The sequence below is a fragment of the Amycolatopsis sp. NPDC049868 genome (assembly GCF_044461365.1).
In the GTDB taxonomy this organism is placed as follows: Bacteria; Actinomycetota; Actinomycetes; order Mycobacteriales; family Pseudonocardiaceae; genus Amycolatopsis.
The window spans coordinates 145,652-169,392 of the sequence record NZ_JBITKV010000002.1 but is presented as its reverse complement, the minus strand read 5'-3'; the positions used below and the strand labels follow the sequence as shown (position 1 = coordinate 169,392).

27 protein-coding genes are annotated in these 23,741 nt (G+C 68.9%); 8 read left to right on the top strand and 19 right to left on the bottom strand.

Annotated elements, in window-relative coordinates; all coding sequences use genetic code 11:
• Positions 1-186 precede the first annotated feature (186 nt).
• Complete coding sequence (purQ, locus tag ACIBTM_RS08860; protein WP_395875961.1) at positions 187-870, bottom strand: phosphoribosylformylglycinamidine synthase subunit PurQ; 684 nt, start codon at positions 868-870, stop codon at positions 187-189.
• Complete coding sequence (gene purS / locus ACIBTM_RS08855; protein ID WP_125784867.1) at positions 867-1,106, bottom strand: phosphoribosylformylglycinamidine synthase subunit PurS; 240 nt, start codon at positions 1,104-1,106, stop codon at positions 867-869. Before purS ends, purQ begins: the two co-directional genes overlap by 4 nt.
• Before the next feature lie 66 nt (positions 1,107-1,172).
• Here purS and ACIBTM_RS08850 point away from each other — a divergent pair, with 66 nt between their 5' ends.
• Both ACIBTM_RS08850 and ACIBTM_RS08845 read left to right on the top strand, forming a co-directional pair.
• Positions 1,173-1,961, top strand: a complete 789-nt coding sequence (locus ACIBTM_RS08850) for a hypothetical protein (protein WP_395875960.1) — start codon at positions 1,173-1,175, stop codon at positions 1,959-1,961.
• A 102-nt stretch (positions 1,962-2,063) separates the two neighbouring features.
• The gene (locus tag ACIBTM_RS08845; RefSeq protein ID WP_395875959.1) at positions 2,064-3,644 is read left to right on the top strand and encodes a GMC family oxidoreductase; all 1,581 of its coding nucleotides are present in this window, start codon (positions 2,064-2,066) and stop codon (positions 3,642-3,644) included.
• A gap of 102 nt (positions 3,645-3,746) precedes the next feature.
• Here ACIBTM_RS08845 and ACIBTM_RS08840 read toward each other — a convergent pair whose 3' ends face one another.
• Positions 3,747-5,249 carry an aldehyde dehydrogenase family protein gene (locus ACIBTM_RS08840; protein ID WP_395875958.1) on the bottom strand — a complete coding sequence of 501 codons (1,503 nt, stop codon included), beginning with the start codon at positions 5,247-5,249 and terminating at the stop codon, positions 3,747-3,749.
• Positions 5,250-5,282: 33 nt separating this feature from the next.
• Positions 5,283-6,425, bottom strand: coding sequence for an MFS transporter (locus ACIBTM_RS08835; RefSeq protein ID WP_395875957.1), 1,143 nt, complete (start codon positions 6,423-6,425; stop codon positions 5,283-5,285).
• A 61-nt stretch (positions 6,426-6,486) separates the two neighbouring features.
• On the opposite strand from ACIBTM_RS08835, the gene ACIBTM_RS08830 reads away from it, so the two are divergent.
• Positions 6,487-7,431: a DUF5937 family protein gene (locus ACIBTM_RS08830; RefSeq protein WP_395875956.1), complete on the top strand. Its 945-nt coding sequence runs from the start codon at positions 6,487-6,489 to the stop codon at positions 7,429-7,431.
• A gap of 33 nt (positions 7,432-7,464) precedes the next feature.
• A complete protein-coding gene (locus ACIBTM_RS08825) occupies positions 7,465-8,100 on the top strand; it encodes an MBL fold metallo-hydrolase (RefSeq protein ID WP_395875955.1) in 636 nt (211 codons plus the stop codon).
• On the opposite strand, the gene ACIBTM_RS08820 is transcribed toward ACIBTM_RS08825, so the two are convergent.
• The 4 genes from ACIBTM_RS08820 to ACIBTM_RS08805 form a co-directional block, all read right to left on the bottom strand.
• Entirely contained in the window at positions 8,097-9,233 is a 1,137-nt protein-coding gene (locus ACIBTM_RS08820) for a DUF418 domain-containing protein (RefSeq protein ID WP_395875954.1), read from the bottom strand. The genes ACIBTM_RS08825 and ACIBTM_RS08820 overlap by 4 nt on opposite strands.
• 69 nt (positions 9,234-9,302) lie before the next feature.
• A complete protein-coding gene (locus tag ACIBTM_RS08815) occupies positions 9,303-10,034 on the bottom strand; it encodes a TetR/AcrR family transcriptional regulator (protein WP_395875953.1) in 732 nt (243 codons plus the stop codon).
• The gene (locus tag ACIBTM_RS08810; RefSeq protein ID WP_395875952.1) at positions 10,031-10,738 is read right to left on the bottom strand and encodes a DUF2334 domain-containing protein; all 708 of its coding nucleotides are present in this window, start codon (positions 10,736-10,738) and stop codon (positions 10,031-10,033) included. Before ACIBTM_RS08810 ends, ACIBTM_RS08815 begins: the two co-directional genes overlap by 4 nt.
• Positions 10,739-10,796: 58 nt before the next feature.
• Complete coding sequence (locus ACIBTM_RS08805) at positions 10,797-11,678, bottom strand: phosphoribosylaminoimidazolesuccinocarboxamide synthase (RefSeq protein ID WP_395875951.1); 882 nt, start codon at positions 11,676-11,678, stop codon at positions 10,797-10,799.
• A 35-nt stretch (positions 11,679-11,713) separates the two neighbouring features.
• Between ACIBTM_RS08805 and ACIBTM_RS08800 the strand changes: the two genes are divergently transcribed.
• Positions 11,714-12,520, top strand: coding sequence for an S-adenosyl-l-methionine hydroxide adenosyltransferase family protein (locus tag ACIBTM_RS08800; RefSeq protein ID WP_395875950.1), 807 nt, complete (start codon positions 11,714-11,716; stop codon positions 12,518-12,520).
• Here the strand turns inward: ACIBTM_RS08800 and ACIBTM_RS08795 are convergent.
• The 10 genes from ACIBTM_RS08795 to ACIBTM_RS08750 form a co-directional block, all read right to left on the bottom strand.
• Positions 12,403-13,290 (bottom strand): MOSC domain-containing protein, encoded by an 888-nt coding sequence (locus ACIBTM_RS08795; RefSeq protein WP_395875949.1) that lies wholly within the window; start codon positions 13,288-13,290, stop codon positions 12,403-12,405. The two genes, ACIBTM_RS08800 and ACIBTM_RS08795, sit on opposite strands and share 118 nt — an antisense overlap.
• Before the next feature lie 66 nt (positions 13,291-13,356).
• On the bottom strand, positions 13,357-14,097 hold the full coding sequence (locus ACIBTM_RS08790) for an amino acid ABC transporter ATP-binding protein (RefSeq protein WP_395875948.1): 741 nt from the start codon (positions 14,095-14,097) through the stop codon (positions 13,357-13,359).
• Entirely contained in the window at positions 14,094-14,852 is a 759-nt protein-coding gene (locus tag ACIBTM_RS08785; RefSeq protein WP_395875947.1) for an amino acid ABC transporter permease, read from the bottom strand. Before ACIBTM_RS08785 ends, ACIBTM_RS08790 begins: the two co-directional genes overlap by 4 nt.
• Entirely contained in the window at positions 14,853-15,632 is a 780-nt protein-coding gene (locus ACIBTM_RS08780; protein WP_395875946.1) for an ABC transporter substrate-binding protein, read from the bottom strand. It abuts the gene before it with no gap.
• Between the two features lie 8 nt (positions 15,633-15,640).
• The gene (locus ACIBTM_RS08775) at positions 15,641-16,414 is read right to left on the bottom strand and encodes an ABC transporter substrate-binding protein (RefSeq protein WP_063271958.1); all 774 of its coding nucleotides are present in this window, start codon (positions 16,412-16,414) and stop codon (positions 15,641-15,643) included.
• Positions 16,415-16,418: 4 nt separating this feature from the next.
• Positions 16,419-17,246: a substrate-binding periplasmic protein gene (locus ACIBTM_RS08770; RefSeq protein WP_395875945.1), complete on the bottom strand. Its 828-nt coding sequence runs from the start codon at positions 17,244-17,246 to the stop codon at positions 16,419-16,421.
• Between the two features lie 289 nt (positions 17,247-17,535).
• Positions 17,536-18,966 carry an adenylosuccinate lyase gene (gene purB / locus ACIBTM_RS08765; protein ID WP_395875944.1) on the bottom strand — a complete coding sequence of 477 codons (1,431 nt, stop codon included), beginning with the start codon at positions 18,964-18,966 and terminating at the stop codon, positions 17,536-17,538.
• Positions 18,967-18,985: 19 nt separating this feature from the next.
• On the bottom strand, positions 18,986-19,579 hold the full coding sequence (locus ACIBTM_RS08760; protein WP_360131239.1) for a TetR family transcriptional regulator: 594 nt from the start codon (positions 19,577-19,579) through the stop codon (positions 18,986-18,988).
• 23 nt (positions 19,580-19,602) lie between these two features.
• The gene (locus tag ACIBTM_RS08755) at positions 19,603-20,304 is read right to left on the bottom strand and encodes a hypothetical protein (protein ID WP_395875943.1); all 702 of its coding nucleotides are present in this window, start codon (positions 20,302-20,304) and stop codon (positions 19,603-19,605) included.
• Entirely contained in the window at positions 20,291-20,809 is a 519-nt protein-coding gene (locus ACIBTM_RS08750; RefSeq protein ID WP_038521447.1) for a SigE family RNA polymerase sigma factor, read from the bottom strand. The genes ACIBTM_RS08755 and ACIBTM_RS08750 overlap by 14 nt, the downstream gene beginning before the upstream one ends.
• A 135-nt stretch (positions 20,810-20,944) precedes the next feature.
• On the opposite strand from ACIBTM_RS08750, the gene ACIBTM_RS08745 reads away from it, so the two are divergent.
• The 3 genes from ACIBTM_RS08745 to ACIBTM_RS08735 all read left to right on the top strand — a co-directional run bounded on the left by ACIBTM_RS08745 (position 20,945) and on the right by ACIBTM_RS08735 (position 23,475).
• Positions 20,945-21,973 (top strand): threonine aldolase family protein, encoded by a 1,029-nt coding sequence (locus tag ACIBTM_RS08745; protein WP_395875942.1) that lies wholly within the window; start codon positions 20,945-20,947, stop codon positions 21,971-21,973.
• A 2-nt stretch (positions 21,974-21,975) separates the two neighbouring features.
• Positions 21,976-22,566 carry an HAD family hydrolase gene (locus ACIBTM_RS08740; protein WP_395875941.1) on the top strand — a complete coding sequence of 197 codons (591 nt, stop codon included), beginning with the start codon at positions 21,976-21,978 and terminating at the stop codon, positions 22,564-22,566.
• An 87-nt stretch (positions 22,567-22,653) separates the two neighbouring features.
• Positions 22,654-23,475 carry an SAM-dependent methyltransferase gene (locus ACIBTM_RS08735; RefSeq protein WP_395875940.1) on the top strand — a complete coding sequence of 274 codons (822 nt, stop codon included), beginning with the start codon at positions 22,654-22,656 and terminating at the stop codon, positions 23,473-23,475.
• On the opposite strand, the gene ACIBTM_RS08730 is transcribed toward ACIBTM_RS08735, so the two are convergent.
• Entirely contained in the window at positions 23,472-23,657 is a 186-nt protein-coding gene (locus ACIBTM_RS08730) for a hypothetical protein (protein WP_007032516.1), read from the bottom strand. The two genes, ACIBTM_RS08735 and ACIBTM_RS08730, sit on opposite strands and share 4 nt — an antisense overlap.
• Positions 23,658-23,741 lie beyond the last annotated feature (84 nt).

Genomic DNA, 23,741 nt, shown 5'->3' with positions numbered 1-23,741 from the left:
GGAACGGTCCTTTCCTAGCACGCGGTCAGGCGGAGACGCGTCTCCCCAAGGGCGCCCCGCGCCCGACGGAGACTTCACGTCGCGCGCCCTCTTTCGGGCCGAAGGCCCACGTGAACGCGATGAAGGGGCGCCCTCCGCACTCAACGTGAGTCGCGTACGGAGCGGCGCCCCTTCGGCGCGTTTACGTCAGCGCGCGATCAAAGACAGCGCGTCTACCGCGCTGTAGAACATGCCGAGCCCGTCGTCGGAAGGCCCGGTGAGGGCGTCGATGGCGTGCTCGGGGTGCGGCATGAGCCCGACGACGCGGCCGTTCTCGCTGCGGATCCCGGCGATGTCGTTGCGTGAGCCGTTCGGGTTGCCGCCGACGTAGCGGAACACCACGCGGCCCTCACCCTCCAGCTCGTCGAGGGTGGCCTGCTCGGCGACGAAGCAGCCGTCGATGTTCTTCATCGGGATGAGGATCTCGGCACCCTTGTCGTACCGGGTGGTCCACGCGGTGTCGTTGTTCTCGACGCGCAGCCACTGGTCACGGCAGATGAAGTGCAGACCCGCGTTGCGGATCATCGCGCCCGGCAGCAGCCCAGCCTCGCACAGGATCTGGAAGCCGTTGCAGATGCCCAGCACCGGCATGCCCTTGTGGGCGGCCTCGATCACCGACGACATCACCGGCGCGAACCGGGCGATGACGCCGGCGCGCAGGTAGTCGCCGTAGGAGAAGCCGCCGGGGACGACGACGGCGTCGACACCCTTGAGGTCCTCGTCCGCGTGCCACAGCGGCACGGCCTCGGCGTCGGCGTAGCGGACCGCGCGGGCCGCGTCACCGTCGTCGAGCGTGCCGGGGAAGGTGATGACCCCGATGCGGGCGCTCACGCGTCCACCCGCTTGATGGTCCACTGCTCGATGACGGGGTTCGCGAGGAAACCTTCGGCGATCTTTTCGAGCGTCGCGTCGTCGACGGAGTCGTCGACCTCGATCTCGAAGTGCTTGCCCTGACGGATCTCGGTGATCCCGGTGAAGCCGAGACGACCGGCCGCGCCGAGCGCGGCTTGGCCCTGCGGGTCGAGGATTTCGGGCTTGGGCATGACGTCGACGACGACTCGGGCCACGGCAGGCTGCTCCTTATTCACGCAGGTCGTGGGTACCGCCCGAGCCTACTTCACTACGGTTGCCGCATGACCTACGGGCAACCGCAGTACGGGTACATGCCGCCGCCGAAGAAGTCGAAGACCGGGCTCTGGATCACGCTGGCGCTGGTCTTCGTCCTGATCGCGGGCGGTGTCGCGTTCACCGGCTTCGTGACGCCGGGGTTCTTCAAGACCAAGGCCGACACCACCTCGCGCGCGACGCCGGGGCAGCTGGGCCAGTCGTTCGTGAACGGCGTCGGCGAGGGTCGCGTCAGCCAGCTCTGGTGCCCGATCCGCTCGAAGCGGTCCTACACCTTCGAGCAGATGATGGCCGTCTCCGAGGGCGCACAGCTGAGCACGCCCGCGCGTCAGCGTGCGGCGCAGGAGTACTCGGCCGCGTTCACCGCCGGGGGCCAGACCGTCGGGATCGCGATGATCCCCGGCGAGGGCGGCTGGTGCGTGCGCGACGCCAAGGTCGGCGGTGAACCCGAGCCGCTGCCGAGCGTCGAGACGAAGCCGTCGCCCCGCCCGGACGTCAAGACCGGGGAAGAGGCGGGGAACAAGTTCGTCGACGCGATCAACGCGCGCGACATCCCGGCGGCGTTGTCCGTGCTCTGCGAGAAGGTGCCGGACACGACGCGCGACGGCGTGCAGCAGGTCATCCACGGCGAGGCGAGGTACACCGTCGACAAGGCCGACGTGCTGACCACCGCGAAGCAGACGATCCTGCACCTCGCGGGCGAGGTCGACGGCGTCCGGAACCCCGGCCGGATCGAGACCGAGGACGACGCCGAAGGCGGCCCCTGCGTGACCTCTTTTTCACCCGACTCCGACTGAGCTCGCACCGATCCTTCGTCTGGGGGATGCTCGGAGCGCGGCGCTGGGCCAAGATGAGCCCATTGGCGGGGCGTCAACACCGGGCGAGCAGCAGGAGGCACCGTGGCCGATCAGGACTCCTTCGACTACGTGATCGTCGGCGCGGGCAGCGCGGGATGCGTACTGGCGAACAGGCTGAGCGAGGATCCGTCGGCGCGGGTGCTCCTGCTCGAAGCGGGCGGCGAGGACGACGCCGACGAGATCCACATCCCCGCCGCGTTCCCCGGTCTGTTCAAGACCAAGTGGGACTGGAACTACGAGACGGTCGAGCAGAAGCACACCGGCCAGACGCTGTACTGGCCGCGCGGGAAGACGCTCGGCGGCTGCTCGTCGATCAACGCGATGATCTACATCCGCGGCAACCGCGCGGACTACGACGGCTGGCGTGACGGGCACGGCGCCGAGGGCTGGGGTTTCGACGACGTCCTGCCGTACTTCAAACGGGCGGAGGGGAACCAGCGGCTCGGCGGGCCACTGCACGGCACCGACGGTCCGTTGAACGTCGAGGACCGCCGTTTCACCCACGAGCTGTCCCTCGCCTGGGTCGATTCCGCGGTCGCCTGGGGCCTCAAGCGCACCGACGACTTCAACGGCGAGTCACAGGAAGGCGCGGGCGTCTACCAGGTGACCTGCAAGAAGGGCCGCCGCTGGTCGACGGCCGACGCCTACCTGCGGCCGGCGTTGTCGCGCCCGAACCTCACCGTGCGGACCAACGCGCAAGCCACCCGCGTCGTGTTCGAAGGCACCCGCGCCGTCGGAGTGTCCTATTTGGACCAGGGCGCCGAGACGACGGTGCGCGCTTCGACCGAGGTCCTGCTGAGCGGTGGCGCGGTGAACTCGCCGCAGCTGCTGATGCTTTCCGGCGTCGGCCCGGCGGAACACCTGCGGGAGCACGGGATCGACGTCGTGGCCGCGCTTCCCGGCGTCGGCGACAACCTCCATGACCACCCGGCCTGCGGGATCATCTGGTCGACGCGCGGCACCACCGACCTGGTGGACGCGGCGACACCCGGCGGCCTGGTGCGCTACCAGCTCACCAAACGCGGCCCGCTGGCTTCGAACATCGGCGAGGCGGGCGCGTTCTTCCCCGCCGCGGACGGTGTCTCGCCGCCGGACATGCAGATCCACGTCGCGCCGACGTTGTTCTACGACAACGGGATGCGCGAGCCGACGGTGCCGGGCTTCACGTCGGCGGCGACCCTCGTGGACGTCGCGAGCCGGGGGCGCCTGCGGTTGAAATCGGGGAATCCCTTGTGGAAGCCCGAAATCGATCCGGCGTACTACGCGGAGTCCGTCGACATGGAGAAAATGCTCGCCGGGATGCGCGCCCTGGTGGAGATCGGGAAGTCCGGCCCGCTGGCGCGGTATCTGGACAAGCCGTTCCTGCCGGAGCGGCACGACCTGACCGACGAGGAACTGGCCGACTACGTGCGCGAGAAGACGCAGACGCTGTACCACCCGGTGGGGACCTGCTCGATGGGGACGGGCGAGAACGCCGTCGTCGATCCGTCGCTGAAGGTGCGCGGGGTGGAGGGGCTGCGCGTCGTGGACGCTTCGGTGATGCCCGTGGTGCCGCGGGGGAATACGAACGCGCCGACGATCATGGTGGCGGAGAAGGCCGCGGACCTCATCCGGGGTGCTTGACCGGTCCTTTCACGCCTCCGTAAACGCTAGGAACGGTCCTTTCCTTGCAAATTTCGCAAGGAAAGGACCGTTCCTAGCACGCGGGGGTTGACAGGCGGCGGATCAGCGTTTGCCGTGCAGAACGGTGATCAGCTTCGCCACCAGAGCGTCGGTCTTTTCCTTACGGGAGAACGAGGTCAGCACGATCGGCGCGGTGAACCGCTGCCGCGCCACGGCCTTCGGGCGGGCGAACTCGCGCAGGCCTTCCGGGCCGTGGATCCGGCCGAAGCCCGAATCGCCGACGCCACCGAAGGGCAGCGAAGCGATACCGGCGAAGGAAAGCGGCGCGTTGATCGACGTCATGCCGGTGCGCAGCCGTCCGGCCAGTTCGAGGCCGCGCGACTTCGAGAACACCGTCGAGCCGAGGCCGTACTTCGTGTCGTTGGCCTTCTCGACGGCTTCGTCCATGTCGCGGACCTTGGCGATGGTGACGGTCGGGCCGAACGTCTCCTCCTGGACCGCTGCGGAGTCTTCGGGCACGTCGACGAGCACCGTCGGCTGCACGTAGCGGTCTCCGACCGCGTCGACGCCGCCGACCAGCGCCTTGCCGCCGCGCTCGATGGCGTCCGCGATGTGGCGCTTGATCACCGAAAGCTGCGAAGGCATCGTCACCGGGCCGTACTGCGCGGCCGCGTCCGAACCGGCCCGCACGTCCTTCGACTTCTCGACGACCTTCGCGACGAACTCGTCGTGCACGCGCTCGTGGACGTACACGCGCTCGACGCCGATGCAGGTCTGGCCCGAGTTGGAGAACGCGCCCCAGACGGTCGCGTCCGCGGCGGCCTCGAGGTCGGCGTCCGCGTCGACCAGGACCGCGTCCTTGCCGCCGGCCTCGATGATGACCGGGGTCAGCGTCTCGGCGGCCGCGGCCATGATCTTCTTGCCCGTCCCGGTCGAACCGGTGAAGGCGATCTTGTCGACGCCGCCCGTGACGAGCGAGGCGCCGGTCTCGCCGAAGCCGGTGATCAGCTGCAGCACCGGCCACTCCGGGACGACCTCGTTGAACGCGTCGACCAGCCATTTCCCGACGCCGGGCGTGTACTCGCTCGGCTTGAAGACGACGGTGTTGCCGGCGGCGAGCGCGTAGGCGATGGAGCCGAGCGGGGTGAACACGGGGTAGTTCCACGGGCCGATCACGCCGACGACGCCGAGCGGCTGGTACTCCACCGTCGCCGCCTGGTTCGACATCATCAGCCCGGCCGCGCGGCGCTGCTTGCCGAGGATCTTGCGCGCGTGCTTACCGGCCCACGCGATGTGCTCGATGGCGAGGACGCTCTCCAGCTGCGCGTCGGCGATCGGCTTCCCGGTCTCGTCGCGCACGACCTGGCACAGCTGCGGCAGCCTGCGGGTGATGACGCCCTTCCAGCGGCGCAGGCGTTCGGCGCGCCCGTCGTAGCCGAGCCCGGCCCACCATGCGGCGGCGTCCTTCGCGCGGGCGATGGCGGCGCGGACGTCCTCCTTGGTGTGTACCGGGTAGGTGCCGACGACCTCGTCGGTCGCCGGGCTGAGGGAATCGAAGGTCTCCCCCACGCTGTGCGCGGTCGGCTTCGGCTGGACTGCGGTCATCGACTTCTCCCGTGTCTCGGCTCAAAGCCCAGGCTACGACGTTACTGACGGCGTGCCAATAGCTCGCCTGGGGCGTGCCACCAGCATCGCACAGGAGACGAGCGCCGCAAGGACGCCGAGAAGGGGGCACAGCCAGACCGGCAGGACACCGATCGCCAGCGAGCCCAGCCCGAAGCCGGACGCCTGCACGGTGAAGGCCAGTGAGAACCCCTCCGACCGGCGGCGTTCCGGCAGCAGCTTCTGCAGGTTCACCGACGAGACGGCCATCAGCGGACCGGTGCAGAGCCCGATCAGCGCGACCCCGCCGAGCAACCCGGCCCACCCGAAGCCCGTCGAAACGATGATCCCGCCGAGCACGAAACCGGCCAGGAACAGCCGCGGATCGCCGACCTTCCCCCGCGCCGCGTACAGCGCGCTCCCGCCGACGCTGGCGGCGCACAGCACCACGATGACGACCGCCGTCGCCGAATCGGGGGCGCCGAGACGCTGGACGAGCGGCAGCAGCCCGACTTCGATGGTCGACAGCAGGAGCCCGACGGTGAACAACCCCGCCAGCCAGGGCACACAGGCGGCGACCGGGATCGGCTGCCGTTCGACCGTCCTTTGTGGATCTCGCTGGACGGTCCGCCGCGGCACGAGCAGCGCCGCGAGCAGGGCGACGACGGCCATCGCGAGGACCGGAATAGCAGGTCCGGACGTCGCCAGGAGCGCCACCAGCAGCGGTCCGCCGACGATGACGCCTTCGAGGATCATCGCGTCCACCGAAACGGCCCTCGGCAGTTCCTCTTCGGTCACCGTGCCGGCGAGCAACGTCCGGAAACCGCCGTTCAGCCCGCCCGCGACCAGTCCCGGCGGGATCGCCAGCGCGAGCAGCGCCCAGTCCGGGGCTCCGGCGGAAGCGACCGCGGCCAGCAGGAACAACCCGGCGGCGACCAGGGGAAGCAGGACGACGAGACCGCGGGCGGGGCCGACGCGGTCGAGCAGCCGTCCGGTCGGCACGGCGCCGACCATCTCGGCGGCGACGAAAACGGCCATCATGACCCCGCCGAGCCGGTACGAACCGGTCGTCGCGGTGGTCAGCACGGTGAAGGCCAGTGGCGCCATCGTCGCGGGCAGCCGGTTCAGCTGCACCCCCGCCGACCAGCGCCAATACCCGGGATTACGCAGCAACGTCATGCCATGAACACTGCCGAACCAAGTCTGGCGCGGACCATTGATTAGGACATAGCCTAATCAGATGATCGAGCTGGTCCTGACCGCCGAGAGCGCCAACCGCGTCCGCTTCGGCATCTCCCCGCTCGACGAGACCATGGGCGCGATGCAGACCCTGCTCGGACGGCGCGGGCATCCGAGTCATCTGCCGTGGCTGCGCGAGGCGGCCGCGAAACTGCCGGACCTGCCCATCGACGCCTTCGCCAAGGTGATGAGCGCGCGGCACTACATCACCGACTTCCTCAGCCCGCCGCCGAGCGGCCCGGAGACCACCGCGTCCGCCCAGCTCGCCGAAATCCGCCGCACGGCACCGGACCAGGTCGCCCACGAACTGTCCAAAGTAGACGCCGACCTGAGCGGGCTCCCCGAAGATCCCACCAAGGCAAGGGATCTGCTGGCGGCCCAGATGGAGATCGCCTGGACCGAACTGGTCGAACCACACTGGCCACGGATGCGCCGGTTCCTCGTCGCCGACATCGAGGAACGTTCACGACGGCTGGCCGCGGGCGGTATCGCGCTGGTACTGGAGGACATCCACCCGCGCGTAAGGCTGGTCGACGACGTCCTGATGATCGAGATGAAGGAACGCGGCCGCGTCCGCCTCGACCGCCGCGGCCTACTGCTGATCCCCGGCGTCTTCGCATGGCCCTCGGTCGGCGTGATCACGATGGAGCCGTGGCAGCCTTCGCTGCTGTACCCGGCCCGTGGCGTGGCCGAACTCTGGTCGGATCCCGAACGGCCGCCCGGCGCGCTCGCGGGAGTGCTCGGCCGGACGAAGGCCGCCTTGCTCACGACGCTCAACGAACCGGCGAGCACCACCGAGCTGGCACGACGGCTGGGCTTCTCGGCGCCGACGGTCTCGCAGCACCTGACCGCAATGCACGCGGCCGGCCTGCTCGACAGCCTGCGACGCGGCCGCGAAGTCCGTTACCGGCGTACCGAACTTGGCGACGCCCTGCTCCGGGCATAGGCTGGAATCGACCTACCGCGAAGGAGAACACCGATGCGTATTGTCCATTTTGGACACGCTTGCACACTTCTCGAGACCGAGGGCGCGCGGATCCTGATCGACCCCGGCACCTTCTCGGCGGGTTTCGAAGGCGAGCGCGAACTGGACGCGATCCTGATCACCCACCAGCATTTCGACCACCTCGACGCGGACAGGCTGCCCGCGCTGCTGGAGGCGAACCCTGGCGCGCGGCTGATCGTCGACCCGGGTTCCGCCGAAGCCGTGCGGAAGATCGGTGCCGAGTTCCAGATCGCGAACCCCGGTGACGCCTTCGAAATCGGTTCCAGTGCCATCAACGTCGTCGGCGGCGAGCACGCGGTGATCCACGAGGAGATCCCGGTGATCCCGAACGTCGGCTACATCGTCGACCACGGCGCCTTCTACCACCCGGGTGACTCGTTCTTCGTGCCGGAACAGAAGATCGACGTCCTGGGCCTGCCCACCGGCGCCCCGTGGCTCAAGGCCGGCGAGGCGGTCGACTACCTGCGTGCGGTGTCGCCGCGCCTCGCCGTCCCGATCCATGAGGCCGTTCTCGCGCGGCCGCAGATGCACTACGGCCTGTTCGCGAACCTCGCCCCGGAAGGCACCGAGGTGAAGGTGCTCGACGTCGGGGAGCCGGTGAAGCTTTAGCGGTAAGCCAGTTTCCGCACCAAGATCTCCGCCGGTCCCCGATACGCCCGGCGGTGCATCACGTACGCGACGACGACCGTCAGCAGCCACACGCCGAGCCCGCAGGCGGCCGCGACGAACGTGCTGCCGCCCAGCCCCAGCATGAACGGGGGCGCCAGGATCAGCCACGCCACCGACTGGAACAGGTAAGCGCTCAGCGTGCGCTGACCGAGGGCCGAGATCGCGGTGACCATGACGCCGCGGCGCTTCTCGCCGACCGCCATGCCGACGAGCCCGAACAGGCTGATGTAGCCGATCGCGCCGAACAGCCCGGCTCCCTCGTACATCAGCTTGGCGAGCCCGGCGGTCTCCTCGTCGAAGCCGACGTAGTCACCGGCGAAAAGTCCCATCGGCAGCGCGCCCGCGATCGCGACCCCGAAACCGCCGAACAGGCCGAAGAGGAGCAGTTTCCGGTTCGGCTCCTCCAGGACACGTTTCTTCGCGGCCCAGGCGCCCACCCAGACGAAGAGGATCGACGACAGCAGGACCGCCGTGGTCATCGGCCATTCGACGAGCCGTTCGCGCACGGCGTCGCCATACGTCGGCGCCAGTGACGACACGTCCACGGCGGACGGGACGGGCGCGCTCCCGGAGTTCCCGGTGAGCACCAGGTACATCAGCACGGCGAGGTAGCAGACGCCGAAACCCAGGTACAGCACCGGAAGCCGATAGAAACCCTTGCCGCGTCGCAAAAGCAGCAGGGCGAACACCATGCCGATCACGCCGTACGCGCCGAGCACGTCGCCGGAGAAGAACAGCACCCCGTCGACGGCGCCGAAGACGAGCAGCCACGCGTGACGACGGAGCAGGATGCCCCGCGTGCGCGGCCATGGCTGCCCCAGCGCCTCCTGGCGATCGGCGAACTGCACCATCCCGTAGCCGAGCATCATGCCGAACAGCGGCAGCGCGCACGCGTGGACGAGCACGAACAGCACCACGAAGTACGGCCGTTCCAGGCCTTCCGGCGTCTGATCGACGCCAGGCGTGTTGCCGAGGAAGATGCTCGCGGTATGCGCCAGCGCGACCAGCAGGAGCGCGAATCCCCTGGCCAGATCCGGTGCGAGCACGCGCTCGCCCGTCGGTGTCGATGTCATGATCCCCCTTTAGTATCCAACGTACACTAATTGGTGTCCGACGGATACTAATGACGGAGGAGGTGTTTGTCAGCTCGCGTCGACGAGAGCGGCGATGCCGTCGAGGACGACGTCGAGGCCGAAGTCGAAATCGGAATTCTGTTCGGTACCGCCGAGGCCCGAGGTCAGGAAGCCCACGGCGTCGGGGAACCGCTCCGGGTCGATCAGCTCGGCGAGCCCCTTACCGTAGGCCTGCTCCGCCTGTGCCTGGCTCAGCCCACTGTCCTTCCGGCCCTCGGCGAGCTGGAGGGCTTGCGCGCACGCGAGGCGGACATAGCCGCCGATCAACACGAGGATCCCGCCCTTGGTCCCCCAGTCGAGACCGGTGTCGCGCAGCGTGCGCAGGATCGCGTCCATCCAGGCGACCGCGTGCGGACCGGCGGGCGGGCCGGACAGCGGCAGCTCGACCAGCCACGGATGGCTCATCAGCACGTCGCGGTTGGCCTCGGCCAACGTGGTCAGCTCGGCCCGCCAATCACCGGTGGGCTCCACCAGCGGCGGATCGCCGACGGCGAAGTCGGCCATCAGCTCCAGCAGCTCCGCCTTCGAACCGATATGGCGGTACAACGACATCTTCGTGACGCCCAGGTCCTTCGCCACGTTCGCCAGCGTCACGTTCGCGACGCCTTCGCGATCGGCGAGGTCCACCGCGGCCGCCACGACACCGTCGATGTCGAGCACGGACGGCCTGCCGCGCGTCGGGCGTTCCGACCGGCGCCAGAGCCGCATCAGCGTCGCCGGTGCGCCGGCCTCGTCGGTCATCCCGACAATTTAACCCGCGTTCGCGAGAGCGAGCCGTAGGTGGTTCCGAAGGCGCGGTTCTCCAGCGAGACGTCGACGGCGTCGAGGAACGCCTGCCGCAGTCCCGGGCGGGCGAGGTCCGCGGCGTCGATGCCGAGCCGCACCAGCCCGCCGCGGCGCGCGGCCCTGGCGGCGGCCAGCACCAGCGCGAAACACCGGACGGTCTCCGTGCGGTGCGACGGTCCGCCGAACTCCTGCACCCTGGCGCGCTGAACGTCGCCGGACACCAGGTCCCGCACCGAGACCAGATCCGCGCACAGCCGGAACCCGTGCTCGCGCAGGGCCTGCAGGGTGCCCTCCGACGCGATCCAGCGCGGCGGCGCGAAACCGTCGACGGCCATGCCGTTGGCGTCCAGCGCCGCCTTGGCCGCGATCAGGCGCAGCCGCGCCTCGTGCGCGGGCAGCGCCGCGAACTCGGCGCGTTTGCCCAGGTAGACGGCGCGGTGCGTCGGCGGGATCTGGTGGTCGTACCCGTGCAGGAGGACGGAGTCGCCGCCGGCGCGGCGAGTCCGGACCCACTCGGTCACGGGGCCCTCGCCGGTGCGAGCGGCGTAGAGCACGGACAACGGGACCCTGCGCCGGTCGAGTTCGGCCGCGAGATCGGCACAGCGGTGCAACGTCCGGGTGGTCACGCCGGACAGGGAAACCAGCAAACGTGCATCCACTCCACCAGTGAGCCAGCCGCGGCTTGCGCCGGACTGACGACGGAGTGAACGCCGCAGGTCAGGCGGGCCAATCCTGCAACGACCGGCCGGTGATGCGTTCGTAGGACTCGATGTACCTCGCCCGGGTGGCGGCGACGATGTCATCGGGCAAGGGTGGAGACCCCGGTCTGTCCCGGCGGTGCCAGCCGGACGCGGGGCTGGTGAGCCAGTCCCGCAGCGGCTGCTTGTCGAACGACGGCTGCGGGCTGTCCGGCGCGTATCCACCGGCAGGCCAGTAGCGCGAGGAATCCGGGGTCAGCACCTCGTCGGCGAGCACGAGGTTCCCCTCCCGGTCGACGCCGAATTCGAGCTTCGTGTCCGCGAGGAGGATGCCGCGTTCGGCGGCGAACTCCGCGCCGCGGCGGTACACCGCCAGCGTCGCCTCGCGGACCTCCTCGGCCCGCTCGCGGCCGAGTTGACCGACGACGTCGGCGAAGGCGATGTTCTCGTCGTGCGAGCCGTGGTCGGCCTTGGTCGCGGGCGTGAAGATCGGCTCGGGAAGACGGGATGAATCGGTCAGACCGGGCGGAAGTTCGACACCGCAAACCGTGCCGCGCGCGCGATAATCGGCGAGACCGGTACCGGTGAGATAACCGCGGGCGACGGCTTCGAACGGCAGCATCGCCAGCCGCCGCACCAGCAGCGCGCGGCCGCGGACCTCGGCGGGGATGCGTTCGTCTTCGTAGGAGACCAGGTGGTTGGGGAGGACATCGGAGAGCAGGGAGAACCAGAACACGCTCATCGCGGTGAGCACCCGACCCTTGTCCGGGATGGGCGTGTCGAAGACGACGTCGTAGGCGGATATCCGGTCGGACGTGACGAGCAGCAGATGCTCGTCATCGACGGCGTAGAGCTCACGGACCTTGCCGGCGGCGATCTTCGGGTATTCGAGCGTCGTCACGGCTGCACCCTAGCGATCAAGGATGATGGCTGATCATGCCGATCCACTGCGTTTCGTTCACGACCGACTACGGGCTGAGCGACGGTTTCGTGGCCGCGTGCCACGGCGTGATCGCGCGGATCGCGCCGTCCGTACGGGTGATCGACGTGAGCCACGAGATCCCTCCGCAGCAGGTCAGGACCGGCGCCGAGGTGCTCGCCCAGACCGCGCCGTATCTGCCGGAGTCCGTCCATCTCGCCGTCGTGGACCCCGGTGTCGGCACCGCCCGGCGCGGTGTCGTGGTGGTCACCGAGCGCGGAATGCTCGTCGGCCCGGACAACGGGCTCCTCATTCCCGCCGCCGAAACACTCAGCGGAGTGACAGCCGCGTACGAACTCGCGGCGCCGGAGTACCGCCTTCCGGTGACATCGTCGACGTTCCACGGGCGTGACGTCTTCGCCCCCGCGGCGGCACATCTCGCGCTCGGCGTCGCGCCCGAGGAGTTCGGGCCGCGCGTCGACGACCTCGTGCGGCTGCCGGACCCGTTCGTCGCGGTGTTCCCCGGCAAGCTGGTGGCCGAAGTGCTCACGGTCGACCACTTCGGCAACGTCCAGCTGGCCGCGAGCCCGGCCGACCTCGAACTGGCCGGGCTGGCGGGCACGGTCTCGGTCAGCAGCGAACACGTTCTGGTGAACGCGCTGGTCGGCGACACCTTCGGCACGGTGCCGCCGGGCCGGAACGTGCTCTACACCGATTCCGCGGGACGGCTCGCGGTCGCCGTGAACGGCGGTTCGGCCTCGGCGGTGCTCAGGCTGGGGCCCGCCCAGGAGTGCACGATCACTTCGTCGCCGACGGCCACCTGACCCGGCCCGGTCACCGCCATCTTGATCCCGAACGAGACGCCGCCCTCGGGTTCGCGGCGGTAGTCGGCGAGCGACCGGATCGGTTCGGGGCCGGCCTTCGCACCGGTCTCCTGGTCGACCATCGGCACCGTGCAGCGGATGCAGACCTTGGCGTACCCCAGTTCGAGGCCACCGGCGGTGAGCGAGCGGACGTCGTCCTCGCGATGTGGCTCCGGCCAGCCCGCGACGACGATGTTGGGCCGGAAACGGTCCATCGGCACGGCTTCGGCACCGCGCGACGCGATGCGCTCGTTCAGACCGTCCAAAGAGGACTCGGAGGTCAGCAGGATCGCGTGCGCGTCGGCGAAGGCCGCGGTGCCGGGGATCTCGCCGTTGGTGACGCGTTCGTGCTCGGGCGCGAGCCCGACGAACACCGACGGCAGGCCGAGGACGTCGGAGAACCACTCTGCGGCCTCCTCGCCCTGGTGGACGCCCTTGCCCTGCCAGGTGAACGTCGCGGCGGGGTGCCTCGGCGCGTCCGCGACCGTCTCGACCAGCAGCTCTTCGACACCGGGAGCGGCGAGGCGCAGGCGGGCGCCGTCGTCCAGGACCTCGGCCCGGATCGAGGCCATCACCGGATGCTTGCGCTGGCTGCGGAACTCGCCCTCCGGGGAGACGACCATCCAGGCACGGTCGAACCTCAGCCCCGCGGGGGTGACGTCGGCCGTTTCGACCGGCGTGCCCGCGCAGCCTTTGACCGGGTAATAGACCAGCTTCGCCACTCTCGCCATAGCCGCAGGTTAGCGAGTCGTCCGGCAGGGGCGTCGCGAAAGCCACTTTCGCGACATGCGCCCGGCTCAGAGCACCTGCGACAGGAAGCGCTGCAGCCGCTCGCTCCGCGGAGTGTCGAAGATCGCCTCCGGAGCACCCTGTTCGACGATCTTCCCGTCGTCCATGAACGCGACCTCGTCGGCGACGCCGCGCGCGAAACCCATCTCGTGGGTGACCACGAGCAGCGTCAGCCCGCGCTCGGCCAGCCCCGCCATCAGGGTGAGGACCCCCTTGACCAGCTCCGGGTCCAGCGCGCTGGTCGCCTCGTCGAACAGCATGACCTCGGGCTCCATCGCGAGCGCCCGCGCGATCGCGACCCGCTGCTGCTGCCCGCCCGAGAGCGCGCTCGGCCGGTACGGCGCCTTGTCGGCGAGGCCGACCTCGGCGAGGCGGGCGTGCGCGATCTCCGCCGCCTCCTCCTTGCCGAGCTTGCGCACACTGCGCAGCGGCAGGGTGATGTTGTCCAGCACGCTGCGGTGCCCGAACAGGTTGAAATGCTGGAACACCATCCCGACCCGCTGGCGTAACGCGTCCGGATCCGACGAGATGACGCTCTCGCCGCCCAGCAGCAGGTCGCCCGAGTCGGGCTCCTGAAGGCGGTTCACGCAGCGCAGCAGCGTCGACTTGCCGGAGCCCGACGGCCCGATGATGCAGGTCGTGCGCCCTTTCTCGACCTTGAGGTTCACGCCCTTCAGCACTTCGAGGGTGCCGAAGGAGACGTGGATGTCGCGGAGTTCGACGCTGGAAGACCGTACGGCGGTCGTCATGACATCGGCACCTTTCCGGCGTTCAGGAGTTCCGTCTCGGGGCCCTCGTCGTCGACGCGGACCTTCCTGCCGGTGCGCAGCTTCTTGTCGATGTAGTTGACCAGATGCGTCAGCGGCACGGTGATCACCAGGTAGAACACCCCAGCCGCGACCAACGGCGAGAGGTTTCCAGTGTTCGCCGCACGGTCAGCACCGATCCGGAATAGCTCCCGCTGTTCGGTCAGGAACCCGAGGAAGTACACCAACGTGGAGTCCTTGACCAGCGCGATGAACTGGTTCACCAGCGCGGGCAATACCCGCCGTACCCCCTGCGGTATGACAACCAGCAGCATCGCTTTGGTGTAGGTCAAGCCCAGCGCGCGACTGGCTTCCATCTGTCCTTTTTCGACACTCTGGATACCCGCGCGGAAGATCTCGCCGATGTAGGCGGCGGCGATCAGGCTGAGCGCCAGAATGCCCAGCGGATAAGGATTCCGGGCCAGTGACGGGATGAGAATCGCCCCGCCCTGCCCGATCACCAGGATCGTCAGGATCGCGGGCAGACCACGGAAGATGTCGGTGTACACCCGAGCGGGCCAGCGCAGCCATGCCTTGCTGGACAGGCCCATCGTGGCCAGCACCATACCGAGCACGGTGCCGATCGCAGCAGAACACACAGACAGGATCAGCGTGTTCAGCAATCCAGTACCCAGCAGCTCGGGAATAGCCTGCTTGATGTACTCCCAGTTCAGGAAGGTGTTGAGGAAGTCGTTCACTTACTTCTGCCCGGCCTTGAACTCCGCGGGCACCGGCGCGTTCGGTTCGAACCGCTGGTGCACCCTTTCCCAGGTCCCGTCGGCGATGACCGCCTTGAGCCCGGCGTTGATCTTGCCCGCCAATTCGGTGTTGCCCTTCTTGACCGCGAAGCCGTGCGGAATCGTCGTGGTGATCGCCTTGACCACCTTGAGTTTCGCTTCCGGGTTCTTCGCCGCGTAGTCCTCGGCGGTCGCCTGGTCGAAGATCGCGCCGTCGATCGCGCCCGACTTCAGCGCGGCGAGCGCGGCGGCGTCCTGCGGGAACTTCACCGCCTGCGCGGTGGGCGCGTTGGCCGTCAGCCAGCTGTCCGACACCGTGCCCTGGACGACCCCGATCCGCTTGCCTGCCAAGGAGTTCTCATCGGTGATCGCGACGCCTTCGCGGGTCTCGATACCGAGCGACTGGTAGTTGTACGGCGCCGAGAAGTCGACGGTCTTACGGCGTTCGTCGGTCTGCGAGATCCCCGAGCTGCCGATGTCGAACTTGCCGGTGGCGACCTGGCCGAGCAGCGCCGAGAACTCGGTGGAGACGAACTCGAGTTTCAGCTTCTGGTGCGCGGCGATGGCCTTCAGCAGCTCGTTGTCGAACCCGGTGAACACGCCGTTCTCCTGATAGGCGTTGGGTTTCGAGTCGCTGAGGGTGCCGACGCGAAGGGTGCTCTCGCCGGCGTCTTCACCACCGCCGCACGCCGCCAGCACCGTCACGAGGACAGCGCTGACGGCGGCGAGTGACTTCTTCATCGTGATCCTCACGCCTTGAACTGATCCGGGACCGGAGCCGTCGGCAGGAACTTCTCGTGCAGCTTGACCCAGGTGCCGTCGGCGATGACCTGCTTGAGGCCCTCGTTGATCTTGGTGAGCAGCTCGCTGTTCCCCTTCTTCACCGCGAAGCCGTGGGGCACGTCGGTGGTGAAGGACTTGACGACCTTGAGCTTCGCGTCGGCGCTCTCCTTGACGTTCGTCTCGGCGATCGCCTGGTCGAGGATGTAGGCGTCGACGGCGCCGCTCTTGAGCGCGGCCAGCGCCGGGGCGTACCCCGGGAAACGCACGGCCTGCGCGTCGGGCACCGTCGAGGTGAGCCACTTGTCGCCGACGGTCGCCTGGATGACCGCGACCCGCTTGCCGGACAGGCCCTTCTCCTCGGTGATCGGCGAACCGTCCTTGGTCTGGATGCTCATGACCTCGAAGTTGTACGGGCTGGAGAAGTCGACGTTCTTCTTGCGCTCGTCGGTCTGCGCGATGGCCGAGCTGCCGATGTCGAACTGGTTGTTCGCGACCTGGCCCAGCAGCGAGGAGAAGTCGGTCGACGCGAACTCGAGCTTCAGGTTCTGCTTGGCGGCGATGGCCTTCAGCAGTTCGTTGTCGAAGCCGGTGTAGTTGCCGTTCTCGACGTAGATGTTCGGCGGCGCGTCGCTCAGCGTCCCGACACGCAGGGTCTTCTCGGTGGCGGACTCACCGCCACCGCAGGCGGCGAGCACGGCGACGAGACCGGCGGCCAGCGTGGCGAGCAGGGTTTTCTTCATGGCGTCAGACCCCCGGGTTCTGCACGGGCAGGCCGGGGCCACCCTTTTCGAGTTCCTTGGGCAGCGGCTCGGTCTTGAAGAACTGAGCGTGCAGGCGGGCGACGGTGCCGTCCGCCACGGCCTTCGCGAGGCCGTCGTTGATCTTCTTCAGCAGTTCCTTGTTGTCCTTGCGGACGGCGAACGCGGACGGCGTGTCCTTGGTCTCGACGGTGTAGCCGAACTCCAGCGGCACATCCGGGTTCTGGTCGATGTACTTCTGCCCGATGTCCTTCGGCACGACCCAGCCGTCGAGGCTGCCCGCCTTCAGCTGCGCGAAACCGGCGTTGTAGTCCGGGAAGCGGACGACGTTGGCGCCGGGGACCTTGCCGGTGGCGAAGTCGTCCTGCACCGACGCCTGCACGACGCCGAGCCGCTTGCCGTTGAAGGCGCCGACGTCCTTGAGGGACGCGCCCTTCTTCGTGAGGATCGTGGTGAACCCGGTGCTGTAGCCGTTGCTGAACGCGACGGTCTTCTTGCGGGCCTCGGTGGTGGAGATCGTGGAGCTGCCGATGTCGAACTTGTTGGTGGCGACGGCGGCGAGCAGACCGGCGAATTCGGTGCCGACGAACTCGACCTCGAAGCCCTCTCGCTTCGCGATGTCGCGCAGCAGTTCGTTGTCGTAGCCGGTGAAGTTGCCGTTCTCCAGGTAGATGGACGGCGGCGCGTCGGTCAGGGTGCCGACCCGCAGCTTCTGGGCGCTCGCACCCGCGTCACCGGAGCCGCAGGCGGCGAGGGCGAGGGTGGCCGCTCCGGCCGTGACGACGGCGACGATTTTCGACAGCGTGGATCTCATCGCTTCTTCCGTGGGTTCGGCGCGCAAGGCGCGATACAAGCACGCCAGGCCGCCTCATGGGCGGCCTGGCGCTCCGGGTTCAGCGATCGAGATTAGGCATTTCGCCCGATCGAGTAACTTCGTCTCAGTATCTGATATCGCGCGACCGGGATCACGCTGCCAGGACGCGAGCTGAAGAACTCGCAGCTCACGAGGGTCTTCGTGGCGCCCTGCCATCGTGATCCCGGGGCCTGCCGGCCAAAACGCGCGACTCCAAGGGATCAAGAGACCTTGGTCACCGCAGCGACGATCAGAGGATCGGGGCCGGCGAGTAGTTCGCCGCCTCCGGGAAACGCTCCAGGATTCCTTCGACACGTGACGCGATCGCGGCCACCTGACGCGGTGCGACACCGGTGAACGAGATGCGGTCGGCGAGGAGTTTGTCCAGCTCACCGCGGTCGAGCGGGATGCGCTCGTCGGCGGCGAGCCGGTCGAGGAGGTCGTTCTCCGCCAGGCCCTGCTCCCGCATCGCGAGCGCGACGCCGACGGCGTTCTCCTTGATCGCCTCGTGAGCGGTTTCACGCCCGACACCCGCGCGGATCGAGGCCATGAGCACCTTGGTGGTCGCGAGGAACGGCAGATAGCGATCGAGCTCACGTCCGATGACCGCCGGGAAGGCGCCGAACTCGGCCAGCACCGTGAGGAAGGTCTCCAGCAGACCGTCGAGCGCGAAGAACGCGTCGGGCAGCGCGACCCGGCGGACGACGGAGTCGGACACGTCGCCTTCGTTCCACTGGTCGCCGGCGAGCTCGCCGATCATCGACAGGTAACCGCGCAGCACCACGGCGAGCCCGTTGACCCGCTCGCAGGAACGCGTGTTCATCTTGTGCGGCATGGCCGACGAGCCGACCTGACCGGGCTTGAAGCCCTCGGTGACCAGCTCGTGGCCCGCCATCAGGCGGATCGTCTTCGCGAGGCTCGACGGGGCGGCCGCGAGCTGGACGACGGTGGACAGCACGTCGAAGTCGAGCGAACGCGGGTACACCTGGCCGACGCTGGTGAACACGTTCTCGAAGCCGAGGTGGGCCGCGACCCGCGACTCCAGTTCGTCCAAAGTGGACTCGTCGCCGAGCAGGTCGAGCATGTCCTGCGCGGTGCCGACCGGGCCCTTGATCCCGCGCAGGGGGTAGCGGCCGATGAGGTTTTCGAGCCGGTCGAAGGCGACCAGCAGTTCGTCGGCGGCGGTGGCGAACCGCTTGCCCAGGGTCGTCGCCTGCGCGGCGACGTTGTGCGAACGGCCTGCCATCACCGTGTCGGCGTGCTCGACCGCGATCGCGGTGAGCCGGGCCAGCACCGCGCCGACGCGGCCGCGCACCAGCTCCAGCGAGCGCAGCACCTGCAGCTGCTCGACGTTCTCGGTGAGGTCCCGCGACGTCATGCCCTTGTGGACGTGCTCGTGCCCGGCGAGCGCGTTGAACTCCTCGATGCGGGCCTTCACGTCGTGCCGGGTGACCCGCTCGCGCGCGGCGATCGAGTCGAGGTCGACCTGTTCGAGGACGCGTTCGTAGTCGGCGACGACACCGTCCGGCACCTCGACGCCGAGGTCGGCCTGCGCGCGGAGCACGGCGAGCCAGAGCTCGCGCTCCAGCACGACCTTGCGTTCCGGGGACCACAGTTCGACCAGCTCAGGCGAGGCGTAGCGGCCGGCGAGCACGTTGGGGATGCGGGGCTTGTCCGTCACGCGGCCAGACTAACCGGCGCTAGGCGAGGGCCGCCTGGAGCATGCGCGCGGCGGCGGCCCGAGGCTCCGGGTCGACCTCGATCAGCGCGTTGACCACGGCGCCGTCGACCAGCGCGACGAGCCGTTCCAGTTCGGCGGCGTCCACAGGAGTGCCGGAGCGCGCGAAGATCTCGTGAAGCAGTTCGTACAGCTGCGCGGACAGCGTCCGCATCAGGGGACGAAGGTACGGACGACGCCCTGTCCCGACGAGGCGTTCGTAGCGCAGGAGGACCGCTTCGGCGTCGGCCTCGCGATCCGGGCGGAGCGGGCCGAGGAGCATGTCCAGCACCAGGTCGACGGTGGCCTCGACGCCGCGGTTGCGGGTCGCCAGCTCGTCGAGACGCTGCCGCCCGTCCTCCAGTTCCACTTTCGCGTGGTGCTCCACCGCGGCGGTGACCAGTTCTTCGAGCGAGTCGAAGTAGTACGTCGTCGAAGCCAGCGGCAGACCGGCCCGCTCGGCGACCGCACGATGCCGCACGGCGTCGAAACCGCCCTCGGCCAGCAGCGACGAGGCGGCCTCGATGAGCTCGGCACGGCGTCGCTCACCCTTCGGTGTGGTCGCTGCGGCTGTCATGGCGGTCTATTTTGCCAGCTGGCTCAGTAGCGGGCGGCGAGCACGCCGACCAGCCTGTCGACGTCGGACTCGGGAAGCGCGGGCCTGCCGGAGCCGTCGCCGAGGCTCACCACGACCACCAGAGACCCCTTCGCGGTGGTCCGCCGCGCCTCGGCCGCTCCGGTGGGCATCACCGGGACGGACGAGCCCGCCGGGTAGACCGCCACGGAGACCGTGCCGCCCGGCACCTGGAACCCCGCCGACCTGGCTCCCGTCGTACAGATGTCGCCGGGCGTCGACTTGGCGACATCCACGGGGACCGGGAGCTCGCCAGCGAGGGCGGTGGCGAGCTCCCGGTCCACCTGGTCGCACCCGTAGGTGCCTTCGGCCACCAATGGGCCGGTCTTCTCTACTCCGCCGCCCCCCTGCTGAGGCGGCGGGTTCGAGAAGTTCGAGGACTCCCCGTCCTGAGGACGTGCGGACGCCGCCCCGGGTTGCCCCGCGGAAGCCGCTTCCTGATCGGATTTGGCCGCGGTCCCCAGCTCGGAGCCGGTTCCGCCGAGCACGCCGAACATGCCCACTCCGGCCAGCACCAAAACCACCGCACTACAGGCCACCGCGATACCGTTTCGGCGTCGCGCGGTGGCGCGTTTCGAGGCGCGGACCACGTCGGCGGTGTCGAAGGTCGGCGACGGCGCGTCGCCGGGGGCGTCACGGAACAACGCCTTCAGGTCATTCTCGTCCATCCCGTGCCACCTCCTCCTTCTCCATGACCTGCCTGAGATTCGCCAGCCCGCGCGCGGTCTGGCTCTTGATGTTCCCTTCGCTGCAGCCCAGCGCCTTCGCGGCCGCACCGACGTCCAGCCCCTCGAAGAACCTGAGCACCAGCACGGCCCGCTGCTTCGGGGGCACTTCGCGCAACGCGGCCAGCAGGTCTTCCCTGGTGACGACCTGTTCGCCGAGGTCGAAGCCGTCCTGCGGCGGTTCGGGCAGCTCTTCGGTCTGCCACTCCCGCCGCCACGGCCGCCTCGACTCGTCGATGGCCGCCCTGACCAGCGTCTTCCGCACGTAGGCGTCGGTCGCCGCCCGTTCTCTGATCTTCTTCCACCTCCGGTGCAGCGCGACGAACGCCGTCTGCGCGAGATCGTCCGCACGATGCCAGTCACCGCAGAGCATGTACGCGGTCCTGCGCACGGAGTCCCGCTTCGCGGCGAAGTACTCCGCGAATTCTTGTTCGTCGCGCTGGTTCACGCGGTTTTTGTCTCCGCTCTTGCCTCGTCGGTGGGTAGGACGGAACCGGGGGCGTCCACGGTTGCATGAGCGGGCGCAGCGGACCAGCCGGGGAGGAGGTTCATGGCGGGCCCGTCGATGTGATGTGATCGTACCGTGACCTCGCGCTCTCTCCCGCCGATCGATTTCCGCTCCGACACCGTGACCCGGCCGGACGACGTCATGCGCCAGGCCATGGCGAAGGCCGACGTCGGCGACAACGTCCTCGACGGCGATCCGACCGTCGGCGCACTGGAACAGCGCGCCGCGAAACTCCTCGGCATGCCCGCCGCGCTCTGGACGCCGACCGGGACCATGGCGAACCTGATCGCGCTGAGCATCCATGTCCAGCGCGGCGACCGGTTCCTGGCGCCGCGTGGCTCGCACGTCATCACCGACGAGCTCGGTTCCGCCGCCTGGCTCGCGGGCGGTATGCCGGAGCCGCTGGAGCACGACGCCGGGCCGGGGCGGCCGACGCCGGAAACGCTTTCGGCCGCGATCGGCGTCCCGCGCGGGCCGTACTACGCGCTGCGCACCCCGCTGTTGTGCCTGGAGAACACGCACAACACGGCGGGCGGCGCGGTCACCCCGCCCGACGAGCACGCCCAGCTGGTCGCGGTGGCGAAGGAGGCCGGGCTGACCGTGCACCTCGACGGCGCCCGCATCTGGCACGCGTCGGTCGCGCTGGAGGTCCCGCCCGCGGCGCTCACGGTCGGCGTCGACACCGTGTCCGCCTGCTTCTCCAAGGGGCTCGGCGCGCCCGTCGGCTCGGTGGTGGCCGGCAGCGAGGAGTTCGTCGAGAAGGCACGGCGGATGCGCCAGATGCTCGGCGGCGGCGTCCGCCAGGGTGGCGTGCTGGCCGCGGCGTGCATGGTCGCGCTGGACCGCATCGGCGACCTCGCCGAGACACACGAGAACGCGACGCGGCTCGCGGCCGGATTCGCCGCGCACGGCTGGGAGGTCAACGCTCCCGAGACCAACATCGTGCAGGTCACCGCCCCTGACCTCGAAGGACGGCTGGCGTGGCTGGCCGGGCTCGGGATCCTGACGCTGCCGAGCTCGGGGCGGATCCGGTTCGTGGCGCACCGGGACCTTTCGGCCGCGGACATCGAAGAAACCCTTCAACGCATCAAGACTGGGGCCTGAACATGAACTGGATCGTCTTCGACTACGGCGACGTCATCAGCGCGCACACCGACGCGCTGCCGACCCTGGCCAAGGCCTTCGACCTCGAAGTCGCCGCCTTCGAGCCGCACTACTGGGCCGAGCGGGACCGGTACGACTCGGGCGGCTCGGACCTCGAGTACTGGCAGAGCGTCGGCCGCGCGCTGAACGTCCCTGTCGACAAGGCGTTCGCCGACGAACTGACCCGCATCGACGTCGAGGGCTGGACGCATCTCGAACCGGACGTTCTCGAACTGCTGGAAGGGCTGCACGAAGCCGGCGCCGCGCTCGCACTGCTCTCGAACGCGTCGTCCACCTTCGGCCGCTGGGTGCGCGAGCAGGAGTGGGCGAAGCTGTTCCGCGTGAAGCTCTTCTCCGGTGACCTCGGCTGTATGAAGCCCGACGCGAAGATCTACCGGATCCTGCTCGCCGAACTCGGCGCCGAACCGGGCGACTGCCTGTTCTTCGACGACCGACAGTCCAATGTGGATGGTGCACGGGCGGTGGGAATGCGAGCCGAACGCTGGGTCGGCGTGACAACAGCGAAATCCGGCTTCGGCTCTTCGGAGGAATAATTCACCCTCACCGCTCATCCGCTTACGCGCGGTGAAGTGGATGACCTACGCTGAACGCGTCCAAACCGAGTTACCCGGTAGGTGCCCATGTCAGCGGACCAGCGCCCGTTCGTGCCCGTCGATTTCGACCGGCCGAGTATCGCGAGGGTCTTCGACGCGCTCATGGGCGGTCAGGACAACTACGAGGCCGACAGGGTGGCGCTGCGCCAGATCCTGGAGATCTCGCCGGACGCGCGGAGGATGGCCAAGGAGGTCCGGCACTGGCTGGTGCGGACCGTGCGCTACCTGACCGACCGGGAAGGCATCGACCAGTTCCTCGACCTCGGCTCCGGCTTCCCGAGCATGGACAACACGCACCAGGTCGCGCAGCGGTACAACCCCGAGGCGCAGGTCGTCTACGTCGACCGGGATCCGGTGGTGCAGGCGCACGGCCGCGCGCTGCTCGCGGCGAACGACTTCGCGCATATGGTGGCCGCGGACCTGACCGAACCGGCCGAGGTCGTCGAGCAACTCGCCCGCACCCACCGGCTGGACTTCGAGCGGCCCGTGGGGCTGGTCCTGTGCGCGATCGTCCATCACCTCCAGGACCTCGACGAGGCGCGGAAGATCGTCCGCGCCTACGTCGACGCGCTGGCCCCGGGCTCGTTCGTCGCGCTGCTGCACCAGCACAACCCCGCCGACGGCTCCGAAGCCGCCGACGTCGCGACGGCACTCGAGAAGCGCTTCAACGGCACGGGGCTGGACACGCTGTACCGCACGCGTGACGAGATCGAGTCGTTCTTCGAAGGACTCGATCTCATGGAGCCAGGGCTGACGTACCCGCACCTGTGGTGGCCGGACGGCCCGCGCTTCACCCCGCTTTCGCCCGTGAACTTCACGTCGCTCGGCGGGGTGGCACGTAAGCCCTAACGGCGGAGCTGCTTCGGGGTGCCCTTCCCCTTGATGGCGCCGTACGCGGCCGTGCCGAGGAAGACCGCGCCGCCGATGACGGCGATCCAAAAGACGGCCTTCACGAGGAAACCGAGCACGGACCCGAGCACCATGAAGGCCACCCAAGCCAGGATCAGCCCGCCGACGATCTTCCAGAACATGGCATCCTCCGATTGCCTCACCGTGCCCGAGCGGGCCCGGTGAGTCCAGGTTGTCAGGCGGAGCTCGCGAGCGCCTTCATTCCG

Coding starts and splice junctions, on each gene's coding strand:
- ACIBTM_RS08850 (WP_395875960.1), top strand. CDS start 1,173: ATGACCTACGGGCAACCGCAGTACGGGTACATGCCGCCGCCGAAGAAG.
- ACIBTM_RS08840 (WP_395875958.1), bottom strand. CDS start 5,249: ATGACCGCAGTCCAGCCGAAGCCGACCGCGCACAGCGTGGGGGAGACC.
- ACIBTM_RS08835 (WP_395875957.1), bottom strand. CDS start 6,425: ATGACGTTGCTGCGTAATCCCGGGTATTGGCGCTGGTCGGCGGGGGTG.
- ACIBTM_RS08830 (WP_395875956.1), top strand. CDS start 6,487: ATGATCGAGCTGGTCCTGACCGCCGAGAGCGCCAACCGCGTCCGCTTC.
- ACIBTM_RS08825 (WP_395875955.1), top strand. CDS start 7,465: ATGCGTATTGTCCATTTTGGACACGCTTGCACACTTCTCGAGACCGAG.
- ACIBTM_RS08820 (WP_395875954.1), bottom strand. CDS start 9,233: ATGACATCGACACCGACGGGCGAGCGCGTGCTCGCACCGGATCTGGCC.
- ACIBTM_RS08815 (WP_395875953.1), bottom strand. CDS start 10,034: ATGACCGACGAGGCCGGCGCACCGGCGACGCTGATGCGGCTCTGGCGC.
- ACIBTM_RS08800 (WP_395875950.1), top strand. CDS start 11,714: ATGCCGATCCACTGCGTTTCGTTCACGACCGACTACGGGCTGAGCGAC.
- ACIBTM_RS08795 (WP_395875949.1), bottom strand. CDS start 13,290: ATGGCGAGAGTGGCGAAGCTGGTCTATTACCCGGTCAAAGGCTGCGCG.
- ACIBTM_RS08790 (WP_395875948.1), bottom strand. CDS start 14,097: ATGACGACCGCCGTACGGTCTTCCAGCGTCGAACTCCGCGACATCCAC.
- ACIBTM_RS08780 (WP_395875946.1), bottom strand. CDS start 15,632: ATGAAGAAGTCACTCGCCGCCGTCAGCGCTGTCCTCGTGACGGTGCTG.
- ACIBTM_RS08775 (WP_063271958.1), bottom strand. CDS start 16,414: ATGAAGAAAACCCTGCTCGCCACGCTGGCCGCCGGTCTCGTCGCCGTG.
- ACIBTM_RS08770 (WP_395875945.1), bottom strand. CDS start 17,246: ATGAGATCCACGCTGTCGAAAATCGTCGCCGTCGTCACGGCCGGAGCG.
- ACIBTM_RS08760 (WP_360131239.1), bottom strand. CDS start 19,579: ATGACAGCCGCAGCGACCACACCGAAGGGTGAGCGACGCCGTGCCGAG.
- ACIBTM_RS08755 (WP_395875943.1), bottom strand. CDS start 20,304: ATGGACGAGAATGACCTGAAGGCGTTGTTCCGTGACGCCCCCGGCGAC.
- ACIBTM_RS08740 (WP_395875941.1), top strand. CDS start 21,976: ATGAACTGGATCGTCTTCGACTACGGCGACGTCATCAGCGCGCACACC.
- ACIBTM_RS08735 (WP_395875940.1), top strand. CDS start 22,654: ATGTCAGCGGACCAGCGCCCGTTCGTGCCCGTCGATTTCGACCGGCCG.
- ACIBTM_RS08730 (WP_007032516.1), bottom strand. CDS start 23,657: ATGTTCTGGAAGATCGTCGGCGGGCTGATCCTGGCTTGGGTGGCCTTC.